Source organism: Komagataeibacter intermedius TF2, from assembly GCF_000964425.1.
In the GTDB taxonomy this organism is placed as follows: Bacteria; Pseudomonadota; Alphaproteobacteria; order Acetobacterales; family Acetobacteraceae; genus Komagataeibacter; species Komagataeibacter intermedius.
In genome coordinates, this window is the sequence record NZ_BANF01000141.1 from 1 (window position 1) to 12,906 (window position 12,906).

General features: G+C 57.5%; 11 protein-coding genes and 2 pseudogenes. 10 read left to right on the plus strand and 3 right to left on the minus strand.

All coding sequences use genetic code 11. From position 1 onward, the window contains the following. Window positions 1-86 precede the first annotated feature (86 nt). The 9 genes and pseudogenes from metE (at window position 87) to B7449_RS14305 (ending at window position 9,423) form a co-directional block, all read left to right on the plus strand. The gene (gene metE, locus B7449_RS14265; RefSeq protein ID WP_039736197.1) at window positions 87-2,381 is read left to right on the plus strand and encodes a 5-methyltetrahydropteroyltriglutamate--homocysteine S-methyltransferase; all 2,295 of its coding nucleotides are present in this window, start codon (window positions 87-89) and stop codon (window positions 2,379-2,381) included. Window positions 2,382-2,728: 347 nt separating this feature from the next. Beyond that, window positions 2,729-2,944, plus strand: a pseudogene (locus B7449_RS14270) (IS5/IS1182 family transposase); the annotation flags it as partial. A gap of 249 nt (window positions 2,945-3,193) precedes the next feature. Then, complete coding sequence (locus B7449_RS14275; protein WP_039736198.1) at window positions 3,194-3,967, plus strand: IclR family transcriptional regulator; 774 nt, start codon at window positions 3,194-3,196, stop codon at window positions 3,965-3,967. Beyond that, on the plus strand, window positions 3,954-4,931 hold the full coding sequence (locus B7449_RS14280) for a 2-dehydro-3-deoxygalactonokinase (RefSeq protein WP_039736199.1): 978 nt from the start codon (window positions 3,954-3,956) through the stop codon (window positions 4,929-4,931). Before B7449_RS14275 ends, B7449_RS14280 begins: the two co-directional genes overlap by 14 nt. Beyond that, window positions 4,928-5,563, plus strand: a complete 636-nt coding sequence (locus B7449_RS14285; RefSeq protein WP_039736200.1) for a 2-dehydro-3-deoxy-6-phosphogalactonate aldolase — start codon at window positions 4,928-4,930, stop codon at window positions 5,561-5,563. Before B7449_RS14280 ends, B7449_RS14285 begins: the two co-directional genes overlap by 4 nt. Window positions 5,564-5,593: 30 nt before the next feature. Continuing rightward, complete coding sequence (gene dgoD / locus B7449_RS14290) at window positions 5,594-6,742, plus strand: galactonate dehydratase (protein ID WP_039736201.1); 1,149 nt, start codon at window positions 5,594-5,596, stop codon at window positions 6,740-6,742. Between the two features lie 122 nt (window positions 6,743-6,864). Further along, window positions 6,865-8,154, plus strand: a complete 1,290-nt coding sequence (locus tag B7449_RS14295; RefSeq protein ID WP_235721284.1) for an MFS transporter — start codon at window positions 6,865-6,867, stop codon at window positions 8,152-8,154. Then, window positions 8,151-9,119: an SMP-30/gluconolactonase/LRE family protein gene (locus B7449_RS14300; RefSeq protein WP_048883740.1), complete on the plus strand. Its 969-nt coding sequence runs from the start codon at window positions 8,151-8,153 to the stop codon at window positions 9,117-9,119. Before B7449_RS14295 ends, B7449_RS14300 begins: the two co-directional genes overlap by 4 nt. Further along, complete coding sequence (locus B7449_RS14305) at window positions 9,076-9,423, plus strand: hypothetical protein (RefSeq protein ID WP_242407822.1); 348 nt, start codon at window positions 9,076-9,078, stop codon at window positions 9,421-9,423. Before B7449_RS14300 ends, B7449_RS14305 begins: the two co-directional genes overlap by 44 nt. Window positions 9,424-9,890: 467 nt before the next feature. Here B7449_RS14305 and soxR read toward each other — a convergent pair whose 3' ends face one another. Beyond that, window positions 9,891-10,292 (minus strand): redox-sensitive transcriptional activator SoxR, encoded by a 402-nt coding sequence (soxR, locus tag B7449_RS14310; protein WP_420219564.1) that lies wholly within the window; start codon window positions 10,290-10,292, stop codon window positions 9,891-9,893. 137 nt (window positions 10,293-10,429) lie between these two features. On the opposite strand from soxR, the gene B7449_RS14315 reads away from it, so the two are divergent. Next, a complete protein-coding gene (locus B7449_RS14315; RefSeq protein WP_048883741.1) occupies window positions 10,430-11,872 on the plus strand; it encodes an MFS transporter in 1,443 nt (480 codons plus the stop codon). A 32-nt stretch (window positions 11,873-11,904) separates the two neighbouring features. On the opposite strand, the gene B7449_RS14320 is transcribed toward B7449_RS14315, so the two are convergent. Together B7449_RS14320 and B7449_RS14325 are read right to left on the minus strand one after the other, a co-directional pair. Further along, a complete protein-coding gene (locus tag B7449_RS14320; protein ID WP_039733622.1) occupies window positions 11,905-12,366 on the minus strand; it encodes a YbaK/EbsC family protein in 462 nt (153 codons plus the stop codon). Between the two features lie 85 nt (window positions 12,367-12,451). Continuing rightward, a pseudogene (locus B7449_RS14325) lies at window positions 12,452-12,799 on the minus strand (SAM-dependent methyltransferase); the annotation flags it as partial. Between the last annotated feature and the right edge of the window lie 107 nt (window positions 12,800-12,906).

Consider the following 12,906-nt stretch of genomic DNA (forward strand, 5'->3'; position numbering starts at 1 on the left):
CCATCGCCGCCTGAATACGCCCGCGTCTCTCGCCGGATGATTACACCCTATCTTCCAGAAGCCATACATCATCTGGATAAATCTTCATGGTTACGACCCATAATCTCGGCTTCCCTCGCATCGGCTTCAAACGTGAACTCAAGTTCGCCCTTGAAGCTTACTGGAAAGGCCAGTCTTCCCTCGCCATGCTGGAGCAGGTTGGCACGGAACTACGCGCACGCCACTGGCGGGATCAGGCTGGTCTGGATCTCGCACCGGTCGGTGATTTTTCCTTTTACGACCAGATGCTGGACATGAGCTTCATGCTCGGAAACCTGCCCACCCGTGTGCGTGACTTCCATGGTGACCAACTCGATAATTATTTCCGGGTTGCCCGCGGTCGCTCAGCAGCGGTTGGTGAAGAAAACACCGGATGCTGCGGCGGTGTCGCCGCCGGTGAAATGACTAAATGGTTCGATACAAACTATCATTATATCGTTCCGGAATTTGATGCCGAGACGACGTTTACCCTTGATGCTTCGCGGTTGCTGAGCCAGTTGGACGAAGCGCGGAAGCAGGGTATCCGGACGAAGCCGGTCATTATCGGCCCGATAACCTATCTTGCACTCGGTAAGGCCAAAGATGGTTCGGACAAGCTGGATCTGCTGCCGCGACTGTTGCCCGTATATGCCAGACTGCTCGACGCGCTTGCTCAGGCGGGTGCCGGGTGGGTGCAGATCGATGAGCCGGTTCTGGTAACGGAACTGGATGCATCGTGGCAGAACGCTTTTGTGCAGACCTATCAGGCGCTTGATACCCGCCGGGTCAAACTGCTGCTGGCCACGTACTTCGGTCAGCTGCGCGAAAATCTGGCCCTGGTGAGCAGGCTCCCCGTGCAGGGCGTGCATCTCGATACCATTAATGCGCGGGAGGAGGTCTCTGAACTGGTAAAGACGAGCCCGCCAGATCGGATAATTTCCCTTGGGATCGTCAATGGCCGAAATATCTGGAAGACGGACCTGGAAGCGACGCTGGACTGGCTGGAACCTGTGGCAAAGCTGCTGGGAGACCGGCTCTGGATCGCGCCGTCCTGTTCCCTGCTGCACGTGCCTGTGGATCTGGCGGCCGAAGAGAAGATGGACGCCGAGATCAGCTCGTGGCTGGCTTTTGCCGTGCAGAAGCTGGACGAAATCCGCGTGCTGGCCCTTGCTCTTGACCGGGAGCGTTCTGCTGTGACGTCAGAACTGGTTACCAATCGGGCTGCGCTGGACTCACGCCACAGTTCGCCCCGCGTAAACAATCCGGATGTAAAAAATGCCATTGCGGCCATCACTGAATCGCTTGGCCGTCGGAGGAGTGAATTTGCTGCTCGCGCAGCAAAACAGGCCGCACTGCTGCAACTGCCGCTTTACCCGACCACCACCATCGGCTCTTTTCCCCAAACCAGAGAAATCCGTCTCGCGCGCAGTCAGTTCAAATCCGGAAAAATTGACGAAGGAACATATAAGGCAACCATGCGTCGTGAAATCGAACATGCAGTGCGCGAGCAGGAAAAGTTGGGTCTGGACGTGCTGGTCCACGGCGAGGCGGAACGCAACGACATGGTCGAATATTTCGGTGAGCAGCTTGAGGGGTATGTGTTCAGCCAGAATGGATGGGTTCAGTCCTACGGTTCGCGCTGTGTGAAACCGCCGATCTTGTTCGGAGATATCAGCCGCCCCAAGGCAATGACGGTAGAGTGGATCAGCTACGCAGCATCCCTTACCGACAAACCAATGAAAGGCATGCTGACTGGGCCAGTCACGATTCTTAACTGGTCTTTTGTCCGAGATGACCAGCCGCGCTCGGCCTCATGCTTTCAACTTGCGCTCGCCATCCGGGATGAGGTCCTGGACCTTGAAAAGGCCGGTATCCGCGTCATCCAGATTGATGAGGCTGCCTTGCGTGAGGGCCTGCCGCTGCGCAAATCGCAATGGCAGGACTACCTGACGTGGGCGGTGGAGGCCTTCTGCATTGCAGCCAATGGTGTCGCTGATGAAACCCAGATCCACACACATATGTGTTATTCAGAGTTCAACGACATTATCGCCGCCATCGCTGCCATGGATGCAGACGTTATCACCATTGAAACCTCGCGCTCCGACATGGAGTTGCTTGATGTCTTCGAGACGTTCAACTACCCGAATCAGATTGGACCGGGGGTCTACGACATCCACTCACCCAACATCCCCACCGAAGCGCAGATGGTTACTTTGATGGAGAAAGCGAATGAGCGCATTCCAGCACAACGTCTGTGGGTGAATCCGGATTGCGGGCTCAAGACGCGCCAGTGGAACGAGGTCATCCCGGCACTCGTCAATATGGTACGCGCGGCCCGCACGCTGCGGGAGAAGTCGGCCTGAACCGCGGACTACACGTGGCGGACGCGGCAGTCGGGTGATTGTATCAAAGCTGTGACCATTCCCTGACGATAACATGAGAGACTGGCCACACGTCACCGGAAAGCAATGCGTCTGACCGGCTCTCGCTATCAGGGACCGGGAAGACGCCCGGCATAGCTTTCGTCCATTCGTAATTATCGGTACAAAGCCATTGTTGGCATAACAAATCTTATAGAATATCATGATGTGCAGAAAGTCGAAGCGATATGCCGTTATGGTTTCCCGCTTATCAACCAGACAGCACGGTCCTTACAGAGCGTGTTTTGACATCCCATATGGACTGGAATGCTGGTGATGTGGTCAATGTCACCTTTCTCAACTTCACGATCGCGATCGTCAGGCAGTCCGATGCGGCAAAAGGGTTTGAAATTCTGCTGCATCGATGGGTCGTCGAACGGACATTGGCCTGGATAATCCACTTGCGCCAACCGGTGAAGGATTACGAGCAGCGTATCGACGTCGCACAAGCCATGATCCACATCGCCATAGGAAGCCTCATGCAGCGCCGAAACGCTCATCCGTGAATTTCCAAAAGGGTTCTGGGCGTGTTAACTCCAATGTGATTAAGGCGCTTTTCATTATATAAAAAACACAAACATGAATGAAATAAAAATATAAGTTGTAAGGTATTTTTTAAAAAATAAATGCAAAATGAAAATATAAAATAGTAATAAAATATACCCAAAATATGGGTCATGCATGCATATATTGAACTCTGCGGATCACCTGTTCTAGCCTCCTGAAAACAAAAACAAGAAGGTGGTCAAGATACAATGCTCCCAGAAGATCAGACGTGGCCGGATGGAACGCAGACCCTAGGGCGGGGTCTCTGCCTGCTACAGGCGGTCAGTGAAGGCCATCGCTCCCTGCCTGCCCTTGTCGCCCATGTCGGGTATACGCGCAGCACTACCCAGCGGCTGGTAGCGGCCCTTGTCCAGAGCCGGTGGTTACGGCAGGTACCGAGCGATACCTATTTTCTGGGGCCGCGCTTTCTGGAGCTGGCACAACGCGCGCAGGAAGATAACCCCATAACGGTCATGGCCCGCCCAACCCTGCGTGAACTGGGCATAAAAACGCGGGACACCATCCATCTCGGTATCCGGGCGGAAGATGATGTCCTGTATCTCGATAAGGTCAACAGCCAACGCGGGCTGGAAATGCGCTCCCGCATTGGCCAGCGCATGCCTCTCGCCCTGACCGGAGTTGGACGCGCGCTCCTGCTGGATGACAGGAAATCCGAATGGAGGCGGTTATACCGTTGCGCAACAAGAAAAGGTGCGTCCCCGGATCTATGGCTGGAACGGATGCACGCCTACAGGGATACTGGCTGCGTATTTGATCTTGAAGACAATGAACCAGGCATTAACTGCGTTGCGGCTCCCCTGCGTGACGGGCGCGGTTGCATAGTGGCCGCGATCAGCATCGCCAGTGCGACGGTCTATCTTCCCCGCCCACGGATGGAAGAACTGTCTCCCATGGTTCTGGATGCGGCAGAAACCATATCGCGGCAGATGGGCTGGAAAGGACAGGCTCATGATATGGCTTGACGCCGGAACCCCCGCGCTGTTGGGGCTGGACTGGGGCTCATCGTCGCTACGTGCATGGTTGATGGATGCACGGGGCATCATCCTGCATGTCCATTATGCCCGGCAGGGCATTCTCAACCTGCCGGATGGCGGTTTTGCGCAGGTTCTGTCTGACATACTGACACAATTGCGGTTGGAATATCCGTTGCCCATGCTGGCCTGTGGCATGGTGGGCAGCATCAATGGATGGCTGGAAGTGCCTTATCTTCCGTGTCCTGCAGCCATGTCCCAACTTGCCAATGGACTGGGCCTGCAGTCCACGGCTTATGGCCCGCTGCATATCGTGCCGGGCCTGGTTAAGGACGGCCCCCTGCCCGATGTGATGCGTGGCGAGGAAACGCAGATTGTCGGCATGATGGGAACTGATGGAGCTGGCCATCGTACGGTAGTCCTGCCCGGTACGCACTCCAAATGGGCACAGGTGGAAGAGCAGGCCATTACGGACTTCCGTACGTTCATGACGGGTGAACTGTATGCCGTGCTCATGCAGCACAGCATACTTGGTCGCCTGCCAGCGACCATGCCGCCTGATGCCGGCCAGCGTGACGAAGCTTTTGTCATGGGGGTCCGGACCGCGCTGTCTGGTGTCCCTCTTGCCGGTCGCCTGTTTTCGGCCCGTGCCGCTGTCCTGCGTAACAGGCTGGAGCGGGCCTGCGCCGCCGACTACCTGTCCGGCCTGCTGATCGGGGAGGAAATCCAGGTCGGCATGACGGCAATGGATATTACACCACAGGCCGCGCCTGTACTGGTGGGTGAGCAGGCGCTGTGCCAGCGCTATCAACTGGCGTTTACGGCGCTGGGTCATCATGCGCCGCCGGTTGCAGGAAATACGGCGCCTGCGGGCCTGTTCCGGCTGGCACAGGCCGCGCACCTACTGGATCTGCCCCCTACCCACTTCCATGACCAGAAAGGAGCTGTCGCATGACCTGCTTCGATACGGCATTTACCCGCTGCCCGCTCATCGCCATCCTTCGCGGCATCCAGCCGCATGAGGTGCTGGACATTGGCCGTGTGCTGGTGGACACCGGCTTTACCATCATTGAAGTCCCTCTCAACTCACCTGCACCCTATCAGAGTATTGCCCTGCTGCAGGACACGTTCGGTGACCGGGTGCTGGTGGGGGCTGGCACCGTTACATCCCCAGAGGCGGTGGGCGAGGTCGCACGCCATGGTGGCCGGCTGGTTGTCATGCCCCATGCCGATCTGGCGGTCATTACCGAAGCCAGAAAGCGCGGCATGATCTGCACCCCCGGTGTCGCAACCCCGACCGAAGGGTTCGCAGCACTCAATGCCGGAGCTGATGCCCTGAAGCTGTTCCCTGCCGAACAACTGGGCACGAAAGCCCTGCGTGCCTGGAAAAGCGTATTCCCGTCCCGCACACGCTTTATTCCGGTTGGCGGCATCGTGCCCGAAAACATGCAGTCCTACCTGGATGCAGGGGCTGCGGGGTTTGGTCTGGGTTCGGCATTGTACCGTACCGGTTATTCGGCCCGGGATGTCGGCCATGCGGCGGAACGCTTCATGAAGGCACTTCCCCAGAACCTGCATACCGTTTGAAGTGAAAAAAAACAATAACAGGAAACAACAATGAAAATCACGGCATTGCATACGTACATGGTCCCGCCGCGCTGGCTGTTCCTCAAGATCGAAACGGATGAGGGAATTGCTGGCTGGGGGGAACCGGTAGTGGAAGGCCGCGCCGCAACCGTTGCCGCCATGGTGGAAGAACTGTCCGATTACCTGATCGGCAAGGACCCCTTCATGATCGAGGACCACTGGAATGTCATGTACCGCGCCGGTTTCTACCGCGGTGGCGCCATCCACATGAGCGCGATTGCCGGTATTGACCAGGCGCTGTGGGATATAAAGGGCAAGGCTTTCGGCATGCCGGTATGGCAGTTGCTGGGTGGCAGATGTCGTGACCGTATACGGGTCTATTCATGGATTGGCGGCGACCGTCCTGCCGATACGGCCCGTGCCGCACGGGATGTGGTTGCCCGGGGCTTTACTGCCGTAAAAATGAACGGCACGGAGGAAATGCAGTTCATCGACAGTCATGAAAAGGTCGATGCCGCCATTGCCCGTGTTGCCGCCATCCGGGACGCGGTCGGACCCTATATCGGTATCGGGGTGGATTTTCATGGCCGGGTCCACAAACCCATGGCCAAGGTGCTGGCACGTGAACTGCAGCCTTTCGACCTCATGTTCATAGAAGAGCCGGTATTAAGCGAAAATTTTGATGCCCTTCCTGAAATAACGGCTCATTGCTCCGCGCCAATCGCCTTGGGAGAACGACTGTTCTCACGGTGGGATTTCAAGAAAATACTCGAACAGGGCTGTGTGGACATCATACAGCCCGATCCGTCCCATTCTGGCGGCATTACCGAAACACGCAAGATCGCCGCCATGGCGGAAGCCTATGATGTAGCGGTGGCGCTGCACTGCCCGCTGGGGCCGATTGCACTGGCAGCCAACCTGCAGCTTGATGCGCTGTGCTACAATGCCTTCATTCAGGAACAGAGTCTGGGCATCCATTACAATAAAAGTAATGACCTGCTGGATTATGTGAATGATCCATCGGTCTTTTCCTACGTTGATGGCACCGTGGCCATTCCCGACGGACCCGGACTGGGAATTGAGATCAACGAGGATTACGTCAGGGAAAAAGCCGCCGAAGGCCATCGCTGGCGCAACCCCGTCTGGCGCCATGCAGATGGTTCGGTAGCGGAGTGGTAAGACCATCGCGCGTACAGAATGCCCCGTTTCATGTCCTGTCCGTAAAAAGATCTGCCATTCCCATAAAACAAGACAGAATAACATAGTGCATGCACCTTAATGGGCATGCAGGAGGACAAGACGTGTCGGATCAACGCACCCTCTCCATGTCCGGTCTTGCGGCAATGCCGGATGATGATGATAGCCTCAGCCCCCTCATGCTGCTGCGCCCCTACTGGCGGGTAACCCTTGCGGCATTTCTGGGCTGGTTTCTTGATGCCTTCGATCAGGTCGCCCTGCTTTTGTGCCTGCCTGATATTGGCAAGAGCCTCGGCGTGGGACTGACGGCCATGGGGCTGGTCATTACGGCCCAGAGTGTCGGGCGCATTCTGGGCAATACCAGCTGGGGCTGGCTGTCCGACCGGTATGGCCGCAAGCTTACATTCATGATCGGCGTGCTGTGGTTTGCAGCATTTTCCGGTTTTACGGCACTGGTCTGGACCTATCTGGGCATGCTGGTCGTGCAGTTCCTGTTTGGTATCGGGTTCGGGGGGGAATGGACCGCTTCTGCCTCGCTGCTTATGGAAAGCGTGCCGCCACGGGCACGCTCGCTGGCCTCGTCGATCATGATGGCAGGATATGAATGTGGATTCTTCGCCGCTGCTGCCGTGCAGGCTGTGGTCCTGCCCTACTGGGGGTGGCGGGCCATGTTCCTGATTGGTGTCATTCCGGCCATCCTGGCCATCTTCATCCGCCGTGATGTTGCCGAAAGCCCGGTCTGGCTGCGCCTGCGCTCCATGCCGCCCGTACCGGCAGCAATACGCCCGCGCATGGGGTTCAGGCTGGATGGCGCCGCAATACAGGCCCTGCTGTTCATGGCGGTGCTCCAGTTCCAGAATGCCGCGATATACAGTTTTTATCCGACCCTGCTGCGCAAGGTACAGAACCTGACCCCGACCGAGGTCTTTCCCCTGCTGGGCTGCTACTGCCTGGGTTCACTGGTTGGCAAACCGCTCTGTGGTCTGCTGGCTACGCGTATGGGGGAACGGACGGTATTCGTCACATATTTCCTGATCACGATCATGGACATCTGGCCGTTCACTTCCGCAACTTCCATGTGGGTGCTGGCCGGGGCCGCTCTGGTCATGGGATTGTTTGGCAATAGTGTTTTTGCCCTTGTGCCGCATTATCTCTCGCAGCGTTTTCCCTCGGCCAACCGTTCTTTGGGTATGGGGTGCAGTTACGCCGTAGCGGCGCTGGGCCAGGGGGTATGCGGCTTTGTCGTGCCGTGGCTGGGCGGCCAGTGGGGCTTGCCGCAGGCCATTGAAAGCTCGGTCGTCATCGGCACGTTCATGGTGGCGGCTGTCATTTCCTACCAGCCGCCAACACTGCCCGGAAGTCATATGGAAGGAGAGGAAAGCATAACCCCATGATTCCTTCTTTCGCGCAGGGCATCAGCGATGCCCGGGAACCTGTCTATCTGCCCCGGCCGGATTATGACCCCGTCTGCCTTGATTCATCCTTTGCATCCTGCCTGCTGGCCCATGGCGATGTGGAATGTCTGGCGCGTGGCACCGAATGGGGCGAGGGGCCCGTCTGGTTCGGCGATGGGCGCTATCTGCTGTGGAGCGACATCCCCAACGACCGCATCCTGCGCTGGTCGGAGGAAACACGGCGCACATCCCTGTTCCGTGCGCCTTCACGCCATGCCAATGGGAATACGCGTGACCGGGCCGGGCGACTGATCACCTGTGAGCATGAAAGCAGACAGGTTACCCGCACGGAATATGATGGCACGATTACCGTTCTGGCCAGCCGGTTTGATGGAAAGCGATTCAACTCCCCCAATGATGTTGTTGTAGCCCCGGATGGCGCGATCTGGTTTACCGATCCGGATTACGGCCTGCTCAGCGCCTATGAAGGTGGGGGGGACGGGCCGCAGGAACTGCCGACGGCACTTTATCGTCTGGAGGCCGATGGCAGGCTCCAGCAGGTCAGTACGGAATTCATCAATCCCAACGGGCTGTGCTTTTCCCCCGCAGGAGACGTTCTTTACGTTATTGACAGTGGCAGCATGCCCAATGCCATATGGGCTTGCGAACTGGATGCCGGGCGAACACGCCTTGCCACCCGTCACCTGTTGATAGAACCGGCCCCCAATGCCCGTGCTGACGGCCTGCGTTGCGATACGGATGGCAATCTGTGGTGCGGATGGGGCGGGGCCCCGGATATGAACGGTGTAATGGTATTTGGCCCTTCCGGCAGAACCCGTGCCCATATTCCTTTACCCGAACGATGCGCCAATCTGTGTTTTGGCGGCAAGCGCCGTAACCGGCTGTTCATGGCGGCATCACATGGGCTTTATGCGCTTTATGTGGGAATACGGGGATACTTATAGGGCCAGCCATATCTTCAGCCGAGCAAAATCTTCGCGGGCAAGCTGGCCGCCCCTGATCTGGTTCCTGTCAGACGCCATCATCGGGACCGTTGCGGAAGTGCAGGTCACCCGACAGGCATCCCAGGCCCTGAAGGCCACATGGCAGCAGCGCCGGGCTTTCCGCAAGGGCTCGGCCGCCCTACGTGTGCTGGACCTGCTCACCGATTACCCCGTACTGACGGCCGGACGCCCTGGTCACCTGCTGGACATCACGCCCCCGCCACCCAGACTGCCCTCGCGCAGTTCTGCCAGGTCGGAATCCTGATCGAACGCACCGCTTATGCCCGTAACCGGATCTATGCCGCAGAAGAAGTGCTTACAATCCTCAATCGTCCCTTCGGGGAAGAGCCGGTTCTGCCAGGCCCGTCACGATAAACGGCGATGTGGGTTTACCACGGCAAGCATCTGGAAGGTTTGGGCCGGTTTTCTGCCCGGGCCTGATGCTGGCCGACCTGCGGACCTTCATTGTCAAGATGTCGGAAAAGCGTTCCTGACGCCGAAGATGTTCGTTTTTCAAGTCAGGCATAAGGCATCTCTGCCAGACAATCGACCAACTCAATCTATGGCAGGCCAACGACGTGAACATTCCCGTATCCACCTGTTACCTGTCGATCGTCCTCCAAACCGAACATAATCTGATCTGACGGGTCACGTTTTATCACCAGACTATAAAATGTAGCCGATAAATTATGAAAGCGGTCGGCCTGTCAGTCCGGTAACTATCGATCCGATTTATGTGATCTCTTCGCTTTTCCCTTTGATATCTCCCGGGTTACGCAACGGGCAGTCTGTCAGCGACAGGCAGCCACAGCCAATGCAGAGATCGAGTTGGTCTCGCAGTTTGAGAAGACTTTCAATCCGGTCCTGCAGCGCGTCCCGCCACGCGCCTGACATCCGGCGCCAGTCCCGTATCGAAGGCTGGCGTCCATTAGGCAGGGTTTCCAGGGCTTCCCTGATTTCAGAGAGGGATAACCCTGCCCGCTGGGCAATCCGGATGACGGCAACACGGCGCAGGATCGAACGGGGATATCGGCGCTGGTTCCCTGCATTGCGATAGCCACTGACAAGCCCTTTTGTTTCGTAAAAATGCAGCGTCGAGACCGTTACACCCGACCGTCGTGCCACATCACCCACGGATAGTTCCTGAGGCAGTCCCGTTTTTTTCGTTCGCTTTGTCATTGACCTCAACCTTACCTGAGGTTTTATGAAAGATACCGGCATGTCTCGGCAAGCCCCGCATGCGAATTGGCGCCGCGGCATTCCGGAGTTTCATGATGGACGGCACAGCAGTCAGCCCAACCATACCGAGCGATGACTGGAGACTTCTGTTTTCCGGTCAGAACGGGGTCAGGACCCTGGTTCTTGCTGGCGGGGTCGCCCTTCATGCCATCAATCTCTACATGATCCTGGCGGTCCTTCCGTCCGCTGTCAGGGATATTGGCGGCATGCGCTATTATGCATGGAACGAGACCCTGTTTATCGCAGCTTCCATCGTCGGGTCCTCGCTGTCGATTTCCCTGCTTGCTTCCCTGGGGCCGCGCCGGGCCTACGGGACTGCCGCAATGATTTTTGCAGCAGGCGCCCTGCTCTGTGCGCTGGCGCCGTCCATGATCGTCATGCTTGGCGGCAGGATCTTTCAGGGCATCGGGGCGGGAATGCTGGTCTCGCTTGCCTATGCTGTGATCCGTCTCGTTTTCCCGGAACAGCTCTGGACCCGTGCCATGGGAATGCTGTCGTCCATGTGGGGTATGGCCACACTGATCGGACCCGCAATCGGCGGACTGTTCGCTCAGGTGGGCGCATGGCGGCTGTCTTTCTGGTTCATGTGTCTCTGTGCAGGTCTCTTCGCCCTACTGGCGTTACGGGTGCTGCCAGACAGGTTTGCGGATGACAACAAGGGACAGTCGTCCGTAGCGTGGCGGCAGTTGATGCTTCTGGTCCTGTCGGTGCTGGTTCTGTCCATTGGCAGCGCCATGCCGCATCTTACCGAAAACGTGCTGGGGCTCGCACTGGCGGCCTGCCTGTCTGTCCTGTTCATACGGTGTGAACAGCGCAGTTGCAGTCGACTGCTCCCGATGGGTACGCTCCATCTTCGGTCTCCGCTTCTGCCTCTCTTTGGGCTGCTGGGTGGACTGGCCCTGACTGTGGAGGTAATTGAAATCTTTGCACCATTATTCCTGCAGACCCTGCATCACCAGGGACCTCTGGTCGCAGGCTATCTGTCTGCGTTGATGGCTGCGGGCTGGTCAGTTGGTTCTTTTGCCGGTGCGAGTGCATCCGGGCGAAACGCGCGTCGATTGCTGGCTACGGCTCCTGTTCTGGGGCTGGCTGCAATCGTGTTCCTGACATGGTGGATGCCGCACGATGTCGGTGGTGGCGTTGCCGACATCCTGCCGATTGCCGCGGCCTTTATCCTTGTCGGAGCCGGTGTGGGGATGGCATGGCTCCATCTGCTCAGCGGTATTCTTCACGCAACACCCCAATCCGAACAGGGTGTGGCTTCAGCGTCACTGACCACCGTGCAACTTTATACGACAGCCATTGCAGCAGCCGTGGCCGGAACCATCGCGAATGCTACCGGTCTGACCAGTCCGGACGGGACAGCCGGAATACAGAATGCCGCCTTCTGGGTGTTCGCAGTGTTTTCGATCGTCCCGTTTGGTTCTGTCTTTCTTTCCCGTCAGGTCCTCTCCGTCCGGCAGAAAGACAAATGACCATTACGTCGGATCTGCAGACGGTTTCAACGTCAATTCTGGCTGACATCCACCCATTCTGCGCCAACAAGTTCTGCAAGCCGATCCGGCGTCAGATACACGGAACTGTTCCGGTCACCGGCAGCAGGCCAGACCACGTCAAACGCGCGTAAAGAGGTATCGCAGAACACCCGGACCGGCTGTGGCAGCCCGAAAGGACATACGCCACCGACCGGATGGCTGGTCAGTTCCAGCACCTCTTCCGCAGGCAGCATGCGGGGACGGTTTCCGAACGCAGCCTTCGTCTTGCGGTTATCCAGACGTCCTGTCCCGGCCATGACGACCAGAATTCGCTCATCCCCGACTTTCAGTGCCAGCGTCTTGGCAATCTGCCCTTCCTGTACGCCAAGCGCCTGAGCGGCTTCAGCCACCGTTGCAGTACTGTCCGTCAGCACCACGGGTTCAATACCAGGTGCGTTTGCCTCAAAAAATGCCTGCACGGACTCCAGGCTCATCTCTATTCCCTCACGATGCTCGAAAACAGTTCCTGATCTGCATGATTACACATCCTGCACGTCTTCAAGACAATCACAGCCCGGTTCACAACGGTGCCACCTGAAAACTGCCAACATCGATCATGAAACTTCCGTCTGGCTCGATTCCGAAATAGCGCTTCACTTCTTCCGGTGCGGCCTGCTGCAGGGAACGGATGGCCATGACCCGCTCAGTCGGGGTTTTCGTGCGTGCCACCCAGCTTGCGAAATCCATCCGCAGGCGATGGGTCTGAAAGGCCTCCAGCGCGAACCCCGCCTGCCCCAGAAAGGCCGTCCATTCGGCAGATGAATAATTCCTTACATGCGAGATATCGCGCAGCAGTTCCATCGACTGCAGCCAGCTATCCAGCAGGGCGAAAGATGGAGCCGTCACGTCAATGAACAGGGCCATGCCTAGGCTCAGGACCCATTGATTTGTATAGGGAATTTTGATTCAGGCTCTGCAAGGAGACTGAAAATGAGCGACCTGTTCTGGCTGACGGATGAACAGATGGAGCGTCT